General features: G+C 35.0%; 20 protein-coding genes. 19 read left to right on the top strand and 1 reads right to left on the bottom strand.

Translation table 11 applies throughout. The features are described 5' to 3' along the window. Window positions 1-94 precede the first annotated feature (94 nt). A complete protein-coding gene (locus CKL_RS09540) occupies window positions 95-3829 on the top strand; it encodes a transglycosylase SLT domain-containing protein (RefSeq protein ID WP_242649466.1) in 3735 nt (1244 codons plus the stop codon). A 30-nt stretch (window positions 3830-3859) separates the two neighbouring features. After that, complete coding sequence (locus CKL_RS09535; protein WP_242652479.1) at window positions 3860-4354, top strand: hypothetical protein; 495 nt, start codon at window positions 3860-3862, stop codon at window positions 4352-4354. Here CKL_RS09535 and CKL_RS09530 read toward each other — a convergent pair. Then, window positions 4324-4548, bottom strand: coding sequence for a hypothetical protein (locus tag CKL_RS09530; RefSeq protein WP_041700796.1), 225 nt, complete (start codon window positions 4546-4548; stop codon window positions 4324-4326). The two genes, CKL_RS09535 and CKL_RS09530, sit on opposite strands and share 31 nt — an antisense overlap. An 80-nt stretch (window positions 4549-4628) precedes the next feature. On the opposite strand from CKL_RS09530, the gene CKL_RS09525 reads away from it, so the two are divergent. The 17 genes from CKL_RS09525 to CKL_RS09450 all read left to right on the top strand — a co-directional run bounded on the left by CKL_RS09525 (window position 4629) and on the right by CKL_RS09450 (window position 16757). After that, the gene (locus CKL_RS09525; RefSeq protein WP_012102236.1) at window positions 4629-5387 is read left to right on the top strand and encodes an SH3 domain-containing protein; all 759 of its coding nucleotides are present in this window, start codon (window positions 4629-4631) and stop codon (window positions 5385-5387) included. 8 nt (window positions 5388-5395) lie between these two features. Beyond that, window positions 5396-6382, top strand: a complete 987-nt coding sequence (locus CKL_RS09520; protein ID WP_012102235.1) for an XkdQ/YqbQ family protein — start codon at window positions 5396-5398, stop codon at window positions 6380-6382. Further along, window positions 6357-6695: a hypothetical protein gene (locus tag CKL_RS09515; protein WP_012102234.1), complete on the top strand. Its 339-nt coding sequence runs from the start codon at window positions 6357-6359 to the stop codon at window positions 6693-6695. Before CKL_RS09520 ends, CKL_RS09515 begins: the two co-directional genes overlap by 26 nt. Then, window positions 6688-7158 carry a DUF2634 domain-containing protein gene (locus CKL_RS09510; protein ID WP_012102233.1) on the top strand — a complete coding sequence of 157 codons (471 nt, stop codon included), beginning with the start codon at window positions 6688-6690 and terminating at the stop codon, window positions 7156-7158. The genes CKL_RS09515 and CKL_RS09510 overlap by 8 nt, the downstream gene beginning before the upstream one ends. Window positions 7159-7162: 4 nt before the next feature. Then, window positions 7163-8293: a baseplate J/gp47 family protein gene (locus CKL_RS09505; protein WP_012102232.1), complete on the top strand. Its 1131-nt coding sequence runs from the start codon at window positions 7163-7165 to the stop codon at window positions 8291-8293. Then, on the top strand, window positions 8280-8912 hold the full coding sequence (locus CKL_RS09500) for a YmfQ family protein (RefSeq protein ID WP_012102231.1): 633 nt from the start codon (window positions 8280-8282) through the stop codon (window positions 8910-8912). The genes CKL_RS09505 and CKL_RS09500 overlap by 14 nt, the downstream gene beginning before the upstream one ends. A 3-nt stretch (window positions 8913-8915) precedes the next feature. Then, entirely contained in the window at window positions 8916-12707 is a 3792-nt protein-coding gene (locus CKL_RS21280; protein ID WP_012102324.1) for a phage tail-collar fiber domain-containing protein, read from the top strand. 14 nt (window positions 12708-12721) lie between these two features. Beyond that, window positions 12722-12922: an XkdW family protein gene (locus CKL_RS09490; RefSeq protein ID WP_012102323.1), complete on the top strand. Its 201-nt coding sequence runs from the start codon at window positions 12722-12724 to the stop codon at window positions 12920-12922. After that, window positions 12922-13077 carry a hypothetical protein gene (locus CKL_RS09485; RefSeq protein WP_012102322.1) on the top strand — a complete coding sequence of 52 codons (156 nt, stop codon included), beginning with the start codon at window positions 12922-12924 and terminating at the stop codon, window positions 13075-13077. The genes CKL_RS09490 and CKL_RS09485 overlap by 1 nt, the downstream gene beginning before the upstream one ends. Window positions 13078-13208: 131 nt before the next feature. Continuing rightward, entirely contained in the window at window positions 13209-13424 is a 216-nt protein-coding gene (locus CKL_RS09480) for a helix-turn-helix transcriptional regulator (protein ID WP_012102321.1), read from the top strand. Continuing rightward, complete coding sequence (locus CKL_RS09475) at window positions 13411-13854, top strand: hypothetical protein (protein WP_012102320.1); 444 nt, start codon at window positions 13411-13413, stop codon at window positions 13852-13854. The genes CKL_RS09480 and CKL_RS09475 overlap by 14 nt, the downstream gene beginning before the upstream one ends. 287 nt (window positions 13855-14141) lie before the next feature. Next, window positions 14142-14318, top strand: coding sequence for a hypothetical protein (locus CKL_RS20720; protein WP_187147898.1), 177 nt, complete (start codon window positions 14142-14144; stop codon window positions 14316-14318). Between the two features lie 10 nt (window positions 14319-14328). Next, a complete protein-coding gene (locus tag CKL_RS09470; protein WP_012102317.1) occupies window positions 14329-14583 on the top strand; it encodes a hemolysin XhlA family protein in 255 nt (84 codons plus the stop codon). Between the two features lie 16 nt (window positions 14584-14599). Continuing rightward, window positions 14600-15439, top strand: a complete 840-nt coding sequence (locus CKL_RS09465) for a peptidoglycan recognition protein family protein (RefSeq protein ID WP_012102316.1) — start codon at window positions 14600-14602, stop codon at window positions 15437-15439. 50 nt (window positions 15440-15489) lie between these two features. Then, on the top strand, window positions 15490-15909 hold the full coding sequence (locus CKL_RS09460; protein WP_012102315.1) for a hypothetical protein: 420 nt from the start codon (window positions 15490-15492) through the stop codon (window positions 15907-15909). A gap of 102 nt (window positions 15910-16011) precedes the next feature. After that, window positions 16012-16218 (top strand): hypothetical protein, encoded by a 207-nt coding sequence (locus tag CKL_RS09455; protein WP_012103567.1) that lies wholly within the window; start codon window positions 16012-16014, stop codon window positions 16216-16218. Further along, complete coding sequence (locus tag CKL_RS09450) at window positions 16173-16757, top strand: DUF2335 domain-containing protein (RefSeq protein ID WP_012102314.1); 585 nt, start codon at window positions 16173-16175, stop codon at window positions 16755-16757. Before CKL_RS09455 ends, CKL_RS09450 begins: the two co-directional genes overlap by 46 nt. Window positions 16758-17250: the final 493 nt, after the last annotated feature.

Raw genomic sequence — 17250 nt, 5'->3', positions numbered from 1 at the left:
ACGCCGAACTGGGTATGAAATGACATACCGATAACCAATGAGGGAAACCTCCAGATTATGAGGATAAAAAGTCTCATAGATAACAAAATTGCAAATGAAAGCAAAAGGGAGAGTCCAAGGGGATGAGATTCTTCAATTAACAGAGGCAGGAGTTCCAGCTGCTAAAATACTTCAGGAACAGCTTGGGTTGACAGCTGAACAAGTAGGTGAAATAGGTAAGCAAGGGCTTGAATCAGATAAAGCTATAAAAGCATTGCTTACGGGAATGAATCAAAGATTTGGTGGAATGATGCAGAATCAAGCCAAAACTGCACTTGGATTAATGTCTACCCTTAAAGATACTCTGGATAATAAATTTTTAACTCAATGGGGTAATGGATTATGGACTGGAATAAAACCAGGGCTAACTAAAGTTACAACATGGCTTGATAAAAATGACAAAAAGGTTACTGAACTTGGAAAACTATTCAGAAAAGCTGGAGAAAATGTAAGTACTTTTATAGGTGGTGGACTTGAGAAAAGCCAGCAGAGGTTAAGTAAATTAATGGATAGTAGCCAGTGGAAAAATGCTGATTTTGGGGGAAAGATAACGCTTGCTTGGGATAAGGTTATAGCTGAACCTCTTTCAAGTTGGTGGAGTGGTGATGGTAGACCTAAAATAAATAAAGTTGCCAGTGAAATGGGTTCTAGTATAGGAAGTGTACTTGGAGGGGGAATAATAGCTGTATTAGATGCTTTCTCTGGTGGAGATGATATAAATAAAACTGGAAATACAGCAGGTAAATCCTTCTTAGATGCATTTCTCAAAGCTTTTAATACTGATGAAATTATAAAGAAGCTTTTAACTGCTTTTAAAGATGCTAATTTAAATGCTGTAAAAAATCCAAATGCTGAAAGTATTACTAAAGCTATGATATTAGATTATGGCTTATATGCCGCAGGTGGTGGCGCTATAATAAAAGGCGGTGCAAAAGCTGCCAAAGGTGCATTTAAGCTAGGTAAGTGGGCTGTTGGTAAGAAGGGAGCCAAAACTGCTTCAAATGCTGCCGAAGAAATGGCAGGTACAGCAGGAAGTGCTTCAAAAGCTTCAAGTACTTCCAGTAAAGCATCTAAGCCTTTTTCAGAAGAAATAAACAGATTAAAATCTAATGTTGATAAAGCTAGAGAAGAAGCTAAATTTTCTGGTAGAAATGCAAATACAAAGAAAGATGCATATAACAAAGCCAGAGATACGTTTAAATCTACTAGGAATGCTGATAATACTTCTGATTTAAAGAAAGCAGCATCGGATTTTAGAAAGGCAGTAAATGAATCCGCAAATGCAGAAAAATTAAGAAAGATAAATCAGGACAAGTTAAATAAAGCTATAAAGGAGTACAATGATTTTGTAAAGAAGTCAAAGGATGTTAAAAATGTAGGTAAAGACGTATCTGAAGTAACTAGGATGGGAAGTGGTTTAAGCAAAGTAGGAAAGGTTGCTAAAAAGGTTCCTTTGCTTGGTGCAGGGCTTACACTCGCGGGTGCAGGTATTGATATAGCAACGGCTTCTGATAAGAAAAAAGCTACTGTTGGGGCAGCAGGCAATATTGCCGGAGGAATAGCTGGAGGGGTAGCTGGTGCAAAAGCAGGAGCCACACTTGGTGGAGGTATTGGTGGAGTTATAGGTTCTATAATTCCCGGTGCTGGAACTGCAGCAGGTATGGCCGCAGGAGGTGCCATAGGGGGCACTATAGGAGGAGTAGCCGGAAGTATAGCAGGTTCAATAGGAGGAGAAAAAGCCCTTGATTGGATATATGATAAGACAGGACCAGCAGTTAATTATTTAAAGAAAGGCTTTGGAAATGCTAAAAAGTCCGTTCAAACATCATGGAATAATTTTGGGACTTGGTTTGGTAATAAAGTAGGTACTCCTCTTAAAAATGGTGCCATAAATACTATAAACTTTACTGTTGGTGCTTTTGCCATGGGAAAAGATGCGGCTGCTAGAGCCTGGGCACCTTATGGTCAATGGCTTAGTAATAATGTATTTACTCCAATTAAAAATAAAGCTTCTGAATCAGGGAAATGGGTTGGCGATAAAGTAGGAGAAGGTAAGGCGTGGGCTTCAAATAAATGGAGTGACTTCTCAACTTGGTGGGGAACTAATGTGTCTGAACCAGTAAAAGGATATGCTTCATCTGCTGGCCAATGGATAGGAGAAAGATTTAATGACGCTAAATCTACAGCTCATACTGCATGGACCGGCTTCTCTGGATGGTGGAGTGAAAATATTGGAGAGCCAACAAAAAGTGTGGCTACTACTGTTGGAGATTGGATAGGAAGTAAGCTTAGTTCTGGTAGAAAAACAGTAGAAACAACTTGGTCTAATTTTTCTACTTGGTTTAAGGAACATATAGGTGGTCCTGCATATGCTCTCCTAGAAAAAGTTATGACAAAAGGAGAAAGTGTAACCGGATTACACACCAAAGCCAATGGTGGTATTGTAAATGGTCCAGAGGTTACTTTAATCGGTGAAGCAGGAACGGAAGCAGTTATTCCTTTATCAAGCTCTAGAAGAAATAGAGGACTAAGCTTATGGCAGCAGGCAGGAAGAATGTTAGGAGTAAGAATGTTTGCCAACGGTGGTATTGTAGGAGGTGGCTCAACTGGAACAGGTAAAGTCGCAAAAGCTACAGCTAATATATCCACTTCCATTGCCCTTGGAGATGATTCACTAACTCAATTTAAAAAGTATGGTAACAAGATAAATGATAATTTAAGTAGTGGAATTTTAGATAATAAAAAAGTATCAACCAATTCAGTGAATAGAGTTACAAATGAATCTGGTTCGATACTTAATTTATTCTCAAGAACTGGGCATGTGTATGGCGGTGCCATAATGAACGACTTTGCACAGGGTATAAGGGCTGCAACGTCAGATGTAACAAGTGCAGTAAAAATTCTCACAGATAAAGTAATTGAGGAATTCAAGACAGGCTTTGAAATACATTCCCCATCTGCGGTTATGACTAGACTATCTAAATTTATCCCACAAGGAGTTATAAAAGGAATGACATCTATAGATATTAAATCGTTTATAAAAAGCTGGATTGGAGATATTTCATCCATGGCCGGTGGCATGAGTGGGAATGTATCTGGATGGTTGGCATCTGCACTAGCTGTAACAGGCACACCTATGTCATGGCTTCCTGGATTATTAAGGTTAGTTCAGGCTGAATCTGGAGGAAATCCACTGGCCTATAACAGTATAAGTGTAGGAGGGGAACATGCAACAGGATTGCTTCAAACATTGCCTTCTACGTTTAGAGAGTTCATGGTCAAGGGGCTTAATAATATATTGAATCCTGTACACAATGCAGCAGCAGCCATAAATTATATAAAAAGTAGATATGGAAGTGTTTTTAACACTCCTTTGTTTAAGGGTGGTTCATATGTCGGATATGCAACCGGTACAGACAACGCAAAGAAAGGTCTGGCCAGAATAAATGAAAGAGGTTGGGAATTTGTGGACTTCACTGGAGGAGAACAGGTGTTAACTCATAATAAATCTGTGGGTCTAATGGAAAGGGCTGCAAATTCAATAAACAGGATAAAAAATGCTGTATCTGGACTAAGTTTAACAGGTACTGAAAATAAAGATATTCCTGAAAACTTAAGTTATTATACTTCCCAACCACAGGTAGCTATGGCTGGAACTAGCTATGGAGATATAAATATTGATGTAGAAAATAATTTTAGTAGTGACCTAGATATTGATACCATAGTAATACAAGCCACAAAGAAATTTGCTACAGAATTTAGAAAGACGTTACAAAATTTGAAGAGGTGAGGATAGATGAGTAATGAAAAATTACAAGATGTGAATAAAGAAACGACTGCTTCTGAAGTACCAGCTCAGAAGCAGTTCCAATTTACTGAACATGAAATATTCTGTGTAGCAAGTCATTTACAAATGTATATAGATCGAGTGGAAAATAAACTTGAAGATTATAATCCATGTAATACATGCAAGTTTGTTAGAGATTGCTTTAAAAGTGATTTTATTTATTCAGATGTAATGAATAAATTAGTTCATATAACAGGTCTGGATTATCTTATTTGGGCACGAGTTATGAATACAAAACTGGAGCAACAGGAACAACTCAATAAAGGCGAGCTTGAATGTATTTATCGTCACTTAAAAATGTTTATTTTTACTTGCTGGGATAAGAAAAAGAATGTACCTGATGCATGTGTTGGATGCGGCCACTATTGCAGCGAAAACAAGCAAACCCTCAATCCATGGCCGGCATTTTATAAACTGTCTAATTTAATTGATACATCTTACTCAGGTGGACAAGGAGCATCTAAGTAAACAGGACAGCGTCCCCATCTATCTTTTGAAGGATATGGACAGTTTTTTACTTTATTGCAGAAATAAGAACCTTTTTTATATCCGGGCATTCCAGTGCCAGTCATATCAAATTTTATATAGTCAATGGATATACAATGGGGTTCATTTAAATAAGGACACTCAGAACTAAAATTATAGGTTAATGTTATTTGCATGTTCATCACCTCCTTTTAGGTGATAATTCTACAAAATAATACCAAAACCTTTAGAAGATAATGGAATAGGGGGTGATTTTTTGGACTTTAGCAATATAGTTGATGTTATACAGGATGCATCTAAATCTGTACTAAATGCACTTGACAGGGTTGCCAACAGCAATTTTGATGTGTACCTAACAAATACAAAAGATAGTGAGACTTTCCATTTTCCAGTCAACCCCTTAAGTCTCACAGTCAACAGGGAGAAGAAATATAGCACTGCCGATATAGTGGACATAGGGGAAATAGACATAAGCGACAAAGGCACTAAAATAAAGGAAATAAGCATGGAAACCTTAATTCCAGATGTCTATGAACCTTACTGCAGGTATACAGATATAGCCAATTCAAAAGAAACTATTGAGAAGCTTGAAAAGTGGCAGGAACAGGAGGAGGCATTAAGATTAATTATAACTGTTATAGGCTTTAACAGCCTGGTAAAATTAAGCACCATGAATGAAGAGATAAGACCGGAAGGACTTAATAATAGCAGATACTTTACATTTACATTCAGGACACATAGGGACCTTAAAATATCCCAGGTCGATTCCACTCTTCAAGATAATAGACAAACTACTACGGAAAGTAGTGGTGCAAAGTATTCCCACAGGGCAGGAGAGTGGATAATAGTTACCGCAGATGTTTTGAATGTGAGAGATGGACCTGGAGAAAGTTATGGAATAAGGGGAACAGTTAAAAAGGATGAGTGCTATAAGATTGGAAGCATACAGGGTAATTGGGCAGATATATACTGGAGCAACCATGGAGGCTGGATTTGCACTGATTATGTTAGGTAGGTGATACTATGATAAGTATAATCGCAAAAGATAATTATAAGGTTGGCAATTTAAATGAGGGTGTTACCCTGCAGGAAAGCATAGATTCCATAGCATATATGGCCACAGTCAAGCTGATTGAAACTGAACAGCTCCAGAGCATACAGTTTGTTAAAGGCAATGGTATTGAAATATGGGATACTCCCTTTAATGGAAGCACTGATGTAAGGGTGTTTAAAGGTGTTGTATGGGAAAGGGATCGAAACAGAAAAGAGCATTACCTGAACCTTGAATGTAAGGAGAGAACAGTCTATCTTGAAAATTCAGAGGATGAGTACCAGCACATAGAGGGTCAGACCGCCACTCAGAGGATAACAAGGTATGCAGGTGACTGGAATATACCTATAGGAATTTTTGCAGATACAGGAATAGGGCTTGCCAAGAATATATACAGAGGTGGCGATAAAATTCTTGACATGATATTTAAAGACCTGAAGGAGACAGCCCAGAAAGGCGGTAAGCTCTACAAAGTCAGGATGCAGGAAGATAAACTGGATCTGATTGAGATAGGTACAAATACTACTGTATGGAAATTAGAATCCATAGCAGAGGAAATAGAGGAATACAGTTCTCTCGAAGGTGCTGTAACCCAGGTAAAAGTTTTAGGAACACAGCAGGATGAAAGCTTATCGCCCGTCATTGGTATCTATGAAAAAGAAACCAGAGGTTATGGTACTTTAAGAAAGATAGTTCAGGACGACAAGGTAACAAATGCAGATGAAGCCAAGAAAAAAGCAGATTCCATTTTTAGCACAGGTGAGGACTATATAAATATAAGCTGTGGCGTTGATATAAATACCATAAGGGCAGGGGATAAAGTAAGCCTTGATGGCGTTGAACTATATGTGGCAAGTGTTACACACACTTTGGGAAGCAGTGGGAAGATGGAGTTAACCGTTGGAACTATGGATTATATAAGGAGGAAGTTTTATGCGGGAGATGGAGGAACTAGCTAGTACAATGAAAGACCACACTAATAAATCTGTAAATAATGCTGTTTCGGGACTTGGCGTTGAATTTGGCACTATGACAGAAGCAGGGTTGAAACTTGATAACTTTAAACATGAGATAACGGATTACAAGGTACTTGACTATTTAAAACTGGATAAGGATTATTTTACTCAAACTGATGTTGCTGGAGGAGAATACAGTCATTCACATAATGTAAAAACTCCAGAAATGTTAAAACCCCTGAAGTCAGGTGACAGGGTATTGGTTGCCCAGGTAGGAAGTGAATTTATAGTTATAGGGAGGGTGAGAAATGCCTAATCTATTTCCGGATAGTGATTATACAAATGATACCACATCATCAAGTACTAGTACTACCAGTGGTAATAATAGTGATGCAGGATATAAAGGTTCCTATAAATTTGACTTTAACAAGGGTGAATTTGTAAGAAACCCGGATGGAACTTTAGCAAGATGTAACAGACTGGAAGCTTATGAACAATGGTGCAATAAAGCAATGAATACTCCTGTGGGATTTAGAGCTTACAGTAGATTATACGGTCATGAATTGGATACCTTGTCGGATTCACTGTATTCAAGGGAAGCTATAGAACTTGAAGTTAAAAGAATGACCACAGATACATTGATAGTTCATCCCATGACCAAGGATGTAAAGGACTTTGCTTTTACCTGGCAGAACAATGGGGAATTGTATTATGATTACACTGTAATTACCGTAGATGAAGAATCAATTGACATGAATAATACAACGAAGGTGGGGTGATTATATGGCAGACTTTGAAATGCCCGATTTTCTTAGCGAAAATGCAGATACCATACATGCACGAATGCTTAAAAAAGCTCCTAAAGATGTAAATACCATTGAAGGGGATTTCTTCTGGGACAACACAAGACCCACTGCGGATGAAATGGCAACTATACAATATAAACTGCAGAGATTTTTAAAAATAGCTTTTCCTCAAACAAGTTATGATCAATATTTAGATTATCTCGGAGAGTTAAAAGGACTTCCTAGAAATGCGGCTACATTTAGTACTGGAAAAATAAAAGTAACTGCTGTTCCTGGTACCCAAATTGTAGAAGGTAAAATTGCTTGTACCGTTGCTACGGAAGACAAGACAAGCATAGAGTATAAATTTCAGGAAACTAAAACTATAGATTCTACGGAAACAGCTTATATAGATGCAAAATGTACACAGGCAGGAAGTATAGGTAATGTTCCTCCAGGGAGTATAACTATGCTTTTAACTCCTATAAACGGGGTCAAAAGTGTAACCAATGAGGAACAATTTAAAGGTGGCACTGATATAGAAGATGATACCCATTATTCGCAGAGGATTACAGAGGCAGAACAGCAGGAGAAGCTTAGTGGTGCCGATAGCGATTACATAAGATGGGCACAGAAGGTTGATGGAGTAGGGTATGCTTATCCTGTATCGGAATGGAATGGTCCAGGTACAGTTAAAGTTTTAATCCTTGATAAAAACGGACAGACTGCCACACAGGAACTTATAGAAGCAGTACAGAATTATATTGCTCCAATAGTTCCACCAGGGCAAAACAGGGGAGGACTGGCACCTATAGGGGCAATAGTAACAGTTGCAACAGCCTCTATTTTAAATCTTAGTATTAAAGCTGATTTCATATTTACAAGTGGATATGATCCGCCTGAAGTACTTACAAATATAAAAAATGAAGTAAATAACTATGTTACAAAGGTGGATTTAAGTGAAACCATACTATTTAAAGCAGTTGATTCTGTAGTAGGTTCTTTTATTTTGCAGAAGAAAGGAATTGATAATTATTCTAATCTAACTGTAAATGATGAAACTGTAGATATAACATTAAATGAGCAGGTTGCAGTAGTAAATGAGGTGGTAGCAAATGGAGTCTCCTAGAGGACAGCAGATGATTAAATATATATCGCCTGATTCACAATCAAGTGCTATAGAACAATCTATATATGAAGCCATAGGAAGTGAATTTGACAATACAGACAGTATTATAGATGAAATACTAAAGCAATTTTTTCCCCAGACTGCTACATGGGGACTTACATGGTGGGAAAAAAGATTAGGGCTTCTAACGAATTTAAGCGAAGATATAGAAAAAAGAAGAAAGAAGGTAATTGTAAAGCTTCAGACTAGATGGCCCATGACACCTTTAAATATGGCTAAAATAATCAGTACTTACACAAATGCAAGTGTTCATATAACAGAAAATGTGGCTCCATATACATTTCAGGTTGATTTGCTTAGTAGTAGTGGTTTCCCTGAAGATTTAGTGGAGTTATATAAAACTGTTAAGAGGATAAAACCGTCCCATCAATCTGTCAAATATAAGATGACATCTGTAACAAACATGAATATTTATTATGCTGCAGCTTCTATATCTGGTGAAACAATAACAGTATATCCATGGACACCAAGAGAAATAGAATCCAGGGGGAAAATTAATGTTGCAACAGCAGTAGCAAACAATACTGAAACAATAACCGTATATCCAAAGGAGGGATAAGCCTTGGCAGAGAGTTTTTATACAATACTTACCAATGTGGGAAAAGCTAAGATAGCTAATGCCACAGCATTAGGAACAAAGGTGAATTTTACTACTTTAAAAGTAGGAGATAGCAACGGTACTTATTATAACCCTACAGAAGCACAAGAGGATCTTGTCCATACTGTATGGCAGGGGAATATAAATTCTATAACTACAGATCTGGATAATCCCAATTGGATATTTATTATTGTACCAATTCCATCTAATGTAGGGGGGTTTACAATACGTGAGGTTGGCATATTTGATGATGAAGGGTATATGCTTGCTGTGGGTAAATATCCTGAAACATATAAACCACAGGCAGCAGATGGAAGTACTAAGGAAATAACGATAAGAACGATACTTGAGGTCTCTAATTCTGCAAGTGTTACCCTAAAAATAGACCCAACGGTAACCTTTGCTACACAAGAGGATATACAGGAATTGAGAAATCAGATACAAAATATATCTTTCCCAGTAACTAAAGTAAACGAAAAAACCGGCAATGTAGTATTGAAAGCTTCTGATATAAAAACAGATGATGGCACCACTTTGGAAGAAGTTAATAGTAATTTTAAGTCGCATGAGGCAGATAATGAGACAGAATTTAGTAATTTAAATGCTAGAATAAATAATTTAAATACCAACGATATACAAGTAAGAAATGAAATAATGGATGTAAAGTTAAAACTTAAAGAACAAACAGCAATAGACTTTGTGAACAAAACAGGTGTAGGTTTTTATGATACATTTGCAGATAATTCTAATATAGCTCCAGAGACTACAGCTTCCTATGATTCTGAAAATAAAAGAGTTAACTTTCCTAGCGTCGAACCTTACACAGTGAAAGCTACATCTGATTATAACGGTGTAGCTTTAATTAATGTAGATAAAGTTGTGGGAGTAGGAGATAAAATTGATAATACAAATGTAATAACTAATGTAAGTAGTGTAAATAATTCAGTTACTTATGATAGGGCAACTCCTGTAAGTGTAGTTAATAGTGGTTATACTACAAGTGCTACAGCTAGACCACAAGTGCTTAGTAATGGGTGGATCGTAACTTGTGAATTTGATAGTACAGGCGGAAATCTTTATTTTAAAGTCTCTAAAGATAACGGTGCATCTTTTCAAGCATTATGTAGCGTATTATCAATAAGTACAACTACTTATTTTGCAATGTGTAGTTATGGTACTAACATTTATGTTATATTCACAAATTCAACTAATGTATTTAAAGTTATATTTGATGTTACAACAGTTACAAATGCCAGTCAAAATATAAATTCAATTGACTCGCAAACATCTATAGGTGCAGGTTGTTCAATAGCAGTATCTTCTACAGGGACTCTGACAGCAGCATGGTGTTCTAAAAATTCCAATTATTCAAATACTAATAATATTAGAAGTGCGAAATCAATAGATGGAGGAATTACGTGGACTAAACAAGATGGAACCAGCGGAGTTGATCAAGTAACTGTTAGGGGTGCAACAACTCTTGGATATGTTAATCCATATGTACAATATGATAAAAATAATTCCCCAATAATATTTAGTTCATATGATTGTAGTGCATATAAAATATTAGCACAAATATATAATGGTTCTTCATGGAGTGAAAAAACGGCATATACAGCAGAGTCTACTTCTTATACCCAAGCACATCCAACAGCAACTTTACAAAAATATGGTACAAATGCAGGACGTATTTGGGTAGTGTGGCATGGGTTAGATAATACAGATACGTCGGTATTTAATATTTATTTATCTTATTCAGACGATAATGGAATATCATGGAGTTCGAAACAAAAGTTAACATCAGGAAATTCGTATGAACAAGCATATCCTTCTATAACAAGTGATATAAATGGGTATGTATATATATTATGGCATGGTGTAAATAGTGCAGTTAGTACTTCATATAAACAAATTAAACAAATTATATGGAACGGTTCTTCTTGGAGTTCCCTAATTAGTGTAACGTCGGTTACAACAAATCAATGCTTATATCCTTCAACTTGTGATAATTATAATAATTTCACTAATCCAATTACTATATGGCAAGATAGTCAAAATACAAGAGTTGCTTTTTATGGAAAGTGGACAATAGGAACAATAACATATGATATAACCTTAACTGACCCTGTTACTGTTTCAGAAAATGAAGAATTACTTATATACCCCATAGAAAAAATGTTGAAAATGAAAGATGAAGCATTTGATACTTTCAATGATTTAGACTTGAGTTTATATGTAGATAAAATAAATAAGGCAACGATAAAAGGAGCTGTAGACAATAGTACCACAGTAATTACAGGTGCTACAGATAAAACATTGACAGCAGGGGATAAGTTGCTTATGGATGGGGTGCTTAATGAAGTACTAAATGCTACTGGAAATTTTATAACTAATACAGTTACAGATGCCACAGTGGTAAATCAAGCTTATGACACGAGTGGAAACGGTGGGAGGAAGCTTGTTAGACTAAGTAATGGGTGGTTGGTTGCTAGTTGTTTATGTAGTACTAGTCAAATTAAATTTTATATTGACAAGAGAGACGGCAATGGATTTATACCCTCCTGTACTATATACGCCGGTGCAGCTATATCAAGTTGGGCTATACAATCTAAGGGTAATATAATTTATGGAATACATTGTACAACATCAAGCAAAGGATCAGTTTGTACATTTAATTTTGATGCTACTACAATAGGTACGACAACTATCGATACATCATTAACTGCTTATAGTATAGATTCAACACAAACAGATACAGAAGGAGGTTGTTCATTAGTAGTAGATTCAACAGGAAATTATCTTCATGCAGCGTGGAGTTCCAAAAATTCTACTTACCCAAATTCGTTCAATATTAGATATTGTAAAGGAACCATAAATTCAGATGGAAGTGTGACTTGGGGAAGCGTAAGACAGGTAACTTCTATAAATGCAAGTGACTATAATATAACTACCCCTACAATAATATTAAGACAGGATAATAATCCCGGTATAATTTCTAGTTATGTAAGTTCATCGGCAAATTATATAAGATTTGATTATTATGATGGTACTGAGTGGCATACAGGAGAGATTCAAATATATTCGGGGGGTGCTTATGCTCAATCTAACCCATGTGCAATATTCGTTCCGCAGAGTATAAATGGACTAGCAAATGGTCGTATTTGGGTTAGTTGGGTAAGTGGCGATTCTTCTGATAATAATGCAATAGGAGTGTCCTATTCAGATGATAATGGGGCAACATGGAGTTCTAGAACAAAATTAAGTGGAAGTATTTTTTATGCTCCAACTATAGCTTTCAATACTGATAATGAAGGATTTATACTTTGTTATAATAATGATTCCAATATTTACCGAACTACTTGGGACGCTTCCACAGGATGGAGTGGAGTAGTGTCTATAATATCTGGAGGTGGGAAACAGTACCCCAGTGCAATCGGTGAAATATTTAATTTTACAATTCCTTTATTTATATATAAAGATGGTCAAACGGGGCAAATAGGAGTTAAATTCAGGGGTAGATGGACAGTGGGCGAGGGGTATACCCTAACAATGCAAACTCCCACAACACTTACAGACGGACAACAAGTTCCTATTGCAGATTTCGAAGTTAAACAAGAAGATGTTGATTTAGAATTAGATAACATAGACACTGAAAAATTCATATTCAAAGGTTCCAATCTAAATACAGATAATGCGAGTATAAAAATTTTAGGAAAAGATAATAAATTAAATGCCATTGCATATGCGATAGCATAAAAGGAGGAAAATTTATGGGTAGATATGTAAATGTTACAGTTGTAAATAAAATACAAAAGGAGAAAGAAGATGGTAATACTTTACAAAGCTTAGGACAGCAATTAGCACAGGAAAAATTAAAAAATATACAGAAGGATGTAGTTATTGATGGTCTAGGGCAGCAGGTAGCTAATTTGAAATTGCAAGTTATTCAATTACAAGGAGGTACAAATTAATGAGTATAAATTTTACATTTTGGCAAATGGCTTTCAATTATAAGTGGGTGGATGCTACAGCATTAAAGATAGCTGTAAAAACAGATACTAATTTATTTGGTGAAATCACACAAGATGAATATAAGCAGATTACTAATATAGATTACGTTGCATAATAAAACACAAAGGCAAAATAGGAGCTAGAGATAGCTTTTTTATTTTGCTAAAATGTAAAGGTACCTTGACAGAACTAAATAGGATATTTATAATTAATGTAAAGGTACCTTGTCATAAATGGGGTGGTTAAATGCAAAATAAGATTGAAGAGCTTAGAAAGCGCATAGGACTTAATCAAGAGAAACTAGCGAAAGCTCTTAAAGTTTCAAGGCAAACAATTAGTTCAATAGAAACAGGCAAGTATAATCCCTCATTAGAATTAGCATTTGCTATTTCAGATTATTTTGGAAAATCAATTGAGGAAATTTTTATTCATGAAAGGAGAGCGAAAAATGAAAAAAAGTAATTTATTTATAGGTCTGATATACCTGTTTGTAGGAATTGTTTGCTTAGTCATTGTATTAAATTTTGAGTCAAAAATGGAGAGCTTATTATCTGGGTTTGCAGGAGCAGGAATTTGTAGTGGAGCAGTCATCTTATGGAAATATTTTTATTGGACGAGACCAGAAAATAAAGATAGGTATAAAGAAAAAATTGAGAATGAAAATATTGAAATACATGATGAAAGGAAAACCATATTGAGAGATAAATCTGGAAGATATGCGTATATTATTGGAATGATAATGATATCTGTATCTATAGTTATCTTTTCTATAATCGGAAGTCTTAATATAATGGAAAATTCTAAGTTAATAATATTATATTTAGGTGGATTTTTAGTATTCCAATACATTATAGGAATTTTAATTTTTAAACACCTTAACAAAAAATATTAAGTAAATATTTTAGATTAGAAAAGGAAAATAAATTTTAATATAAGATATGAACGAGATCTATAGTTCAATATTCATATTTCAAAGATAATACGTCATAACACATTCAGAGTTTTGGAGAAATCCAGAGCTCTTTTTAATGCCCAATTTATTTAATAAAATATTAGTAGCATAAGCAAATAATGAATGCTTATTTTTACTATTAATTTCATAGCATTATAATTTTTATATTGAACAAAATATTAAGGATATTACAGTAAATCTCATTTAGGGAGGAATAAGTGCTATGGGTGAAAAACATTGTTCTTCTTGTGGAAGCAAACAAGAAAAAGAGAGAAAAGAAAATAATTCTAAAACTAAACATAGCAAGAAGACACAGAAAAAAGATTGATGTTAAGATTAATCTAAAAATATCTAACTCAAAAGAACTTGGTTTAACCAGGTTCTTTTATTTTACACAAAACTAGGAGGTGCACTATGAGTGAATGCTATGACGGGAAATTGTGTGAAGAGAAGCATGAACAAATAAAAGAAAAACTAGGAACGCATGATAAGAGGTTAGATAACCACTCTGATAGATTGGATGAGCTTGAACGAAACGAGACTGAGAATAGAACGGAAATTAGGAACTTAATAAAAAAGATGGATGATTTCATATCAACAATCAAATGGGGACTTGGTATATTTGTCACAGTCTCTATTTTTGTTATGGGAATTTTATTAAAAAAATAAAGGAGATGCAAGTAATATGTTACCAATCACAAGAAAAATATCACCTTACAACCATTCAGCAGGAAATAGCATTAAGTTTATAGTTATGCATGACACAGGAAATTATAAGGATACTGCTCTGGCAAATGCTACTTATTTCAATGGAGGGGATAGACAGGCCTCTGCACATTATTTTGTAGATGATACTTCCATATATCAGGTTGTAGAAGATTCCAATGCAGCATGGCACTGTGGAGATGGTCATGGAGCTTATGGTATTTCAAACTATAATTCCATAGGTATTGAAATGTGCAATTCCGGTGGGTATATTTCCGATACAACCATAAATAATACTCTGGAGCTTGTAAGAAGTTTAATGAGTAAATATGGTGTTTCTATTAATAATGTAGTAAGACATTATGATGCCAGCAGGAAAGACTGTCCGCATAATTTAAGTGCTAATAATTGGGCTAAGTGGAATGACTTTAAGGCAAGATTAGCAAATGGAAGCTCTGTGGATTCTTTGATTACAGAGGTAAAGAATGCGAAACTAAAATCTCAAATAGCAGCACTTCAATACAATATGAATCTTGATTATAATGCTAAACTACAACATACTGACGGTAACATCTATCAGGAAACCTTGGACAACCTCAAAAGCATTGGAAATATCATTGCAAAAGGTCACAAGTCCCATATAGTTCTCTGGTTACAGCAGAAATTAGAAATGTGGGGTTATTTAAAGAAAGGAAGCTATACAGATATGATTTATGATGAACCAACTTTTCAAGCTGTAACTGAACTACAGAAGAGGTGGGAAAGACCGACAGATGGGGTTTTAAGACTGGAGACATGGAGTGTATTTTTGAATAATTAGGGAGCTGAAAGGCTCTCTTTTTAGATTATAAATTATGGAGGTAAAAACAAATGAAAGAACAAATATTAAGCATGGGAGTACAGTTTATTATAGGTGTGTTTGGAATTATAGGAACCTTTGTACTCAAGAAGGTTGCAGATGCAGTAGAGGTTCAGAAACAGGCTCTTGCAGCTAAGAAAGATGCATATAATTACAATCGTGCTCTTAATATTGGAAATGGATTGTACTATGCTTTAGAAGATGAATTTAAAGATTTAGCTAAAGCAGGGGAACAGAAAAAGGCTGAAATGGAGAAAAGGCTGCTTGAAATAATACCAGGGCTTACACAGAATGAATTGGATGCTATAAATAAAGAGGTTTGTAATGGGGTTATCAAGATAGGGGAAGGGATATTGACACCTATTCAGGTGAAGGAAGGGACTGCAGAAAATACAGATGGTGCAACAGTTCCAGTACAACCAGCTCAATAATTTTAACCCTAGGTCATTAATTTGGCCTAGGGTGTACTTTTTTATAGCAAAATGTTATTATATATTTACATAGTATTATATATTAGTGGGAGGGATGATTGTATGAAATTAATTTACCAAAAGCTAAAATTAAATAAAAAGACAATTGTAAATTTAAATGAATTAAAGAAAGCATATTGGGACAAGCAGCCATTAATAGGAATTAGCACGTCAGATATTGATAAGATGAAAAATGACTGGGATAAAGTTGGAGGAGATTTAAAGTGGGCAATAAAAAGATATCAGGAGGACTACAAGATGGTGAAATAAAGCCAGAAGAAACTTCAAAAGAAGAAAATGGAGAAGAGATTTTACCTAAAGAAGCGGAAGGGATTCCACAAGAAAAAGTAGAAGCTTCTGAAATACTAAACAAAGAAGACTTAAAAAAAGAAAACAGAACTTTAAAAAGAAAAGTATTTAGAGGATCAATTTTTACAGGCCCCCTTCCGCCTCCAGAAATTTTTGAGAAATACGAAAAAGTATGTCCTGGTGCAGCTGATAGAATAATATGTATGGCGGAAAAACAAATGAACCATAGACATAGTTTAGAGGAAAAGTTTTTAGATTCAAGTTCGAGGAATAGTATCGTAGGAATAATATCTGCACTTATTGTGTCAATTACTGTGATTGTTGTTGGAGGGGTATGCATAGTAAAGGGTTACTCTATATCGGGAACTATATTTGGAGGAATGGGAATAGCAACTATTGTAACGACCTTTCTTAGAAATACAAAAATGAAAAATGAAAAATATGATAAAGATGTTGAAGTAGATGATAATGCGGATATCGAACATAACAAAAATAAATGATTAAAGTAAATGTATATTAAACTAATTAATGAGTGGTAGTATATGTTCAAAATTATTTTTAAGGTTATCTTTGTTTTACATAGCAAAAGCCCTGGTGAACTCCAGGGCTTTTATAGATTAAAACATATTGAAACGATATTAAAGAGATAACATAGTAGTTTTGTAAGCATTAATTATTATATCCAAATTCAATAAATTCAAAACAAAAGAAAGCTTTATGCCTTGAAACCATTTACACGCCTTGTAAAATCATATATCATATACTTATAAGGCTAACCCCCTTAATTAATTTTTCACAACCTAAAATAAGTTTAGTTTTTTTAAATCAACACTCCAAATAGTATGATTATCAACCAATCATACTATTTTTTTGAAAGTGTATAGACGGGGTTGAGAGAAATTACAATCTGGTGGGGAAGTATAAGGATAAGGAACTACAGGTATGGTGAGGTGATTATTAGGAATTATTAAAAAAAATAAAGCCTAGATTTAT

The organism is Clostridium kluyveri DSM 555 (genome assembly GCF_000016505.1).
In the GTDB taxonomy this organism is placed as follows: Bacteria; Bacillota; Clostridia; order Clostridiales; family Clostridiaceae; genus Clostridium_B; species Clostridium_B kluyveri.
This window is presented reverse-complemented; position numbering and strand designations above follow the sequence as displayed.

Coding starts and splice junctions, on each gene's coding strand:
- CKL_RS09515 (WP_012102234.1), top strand. CDS start 6,357: ATGCGGGAGATGGAGGAACTAGCTAGTACAATGAAAGACCACACTAAT.
- CKL_RS09475 (WP_012102320.1), top strand. CDS start 13,411: ATGAAAAAAAGTAATTTATTTATAGGTCTGATATACCTGTTTGTAGGA.
- CKL_RS09520 (WP_012102235.1), top strand. CDS start 5,396: ATGATAAGTATAATCGCAAAAGATAATTATAAGGTTGGCAATTTAAAT.
- CKL_RS09540 (WP_242649466.1), top strand. CDS start 95: ATGAAAGCAAAAGGGAGAGTCCAAGGGGATGAGATTCTTCAATTAACA.
- CKL_RS09470 (WP_012102317.1), top strand. CDS start 14,329: ATGAGTGAATGCTATGACGGGAAATTGTGTGAAGAGAAGCATGAACAA.
- CKL_RS09455 (WP_012103567.1), top strand. CDS start 16,012: ATGAAATTAATTTACCAAAAGCTAAAATTAAATAAAAAGACAATTGTA.
- CKL_RS09530 (WP_041700796.1), bottom strand. CDS start 4,548: ATGCAAATAACATTAACCTATAATTTTAGTTCTGAGTGTCCTTATTTA.
- CKL_RS09505 (WP_012102232.1), top strand. CDS start 7,163: ATGGCAGACTTTGAAATGCCCGATTTTCTTAGCGAAAATGCAGATACC.
- CKL_RS09490 (WP_012102323.1), top strand. CDS start 12,722: ATGGGTAGATATGTAAATGTTACAGTTGTAAATAAAATACAAAAGGAG.
- CKL_RS09485 (WP_012102322.1), top strand. CDS start 12,922: ATGAGTATAAATTTTACATTTTGGCAAATGGCTTTCAATTATAAGTGG.
- CKL_RS09480 (WP_012102321.1), top strand. CDS start 13,209: ATGCAAAATAAGATTGAAGAGCTTAGAAAGCGCATAGGACTTAATCAA.
- CKL_RS09500 (WP_012102231.1), top strand. CDS start 8,280: ATGGAGTCTCCTAGAGGACAGCAGATGATTAAATATATATCGCCTGAT.
- CKL_RS09460 (WP_012102315.1), top strand. CDS start 15,490: ATGAAAGAACAAATATTAAGCATGGGAGTACAGTTTATTATAGGTGTG.
- CKL_RS09465 (WP_012102316.1), top strand. CDS start 14,600: ATGTTACCAATCACAAGAAAAATATCACCTTACAACCATTCAGCAGGA.
- CKL_RS09510 (WP_012102233.1), top strand. CDS start 6,688: ATGCCTAATCTATTTCCGGATAGTGATTATACAAATGATACCACATCA.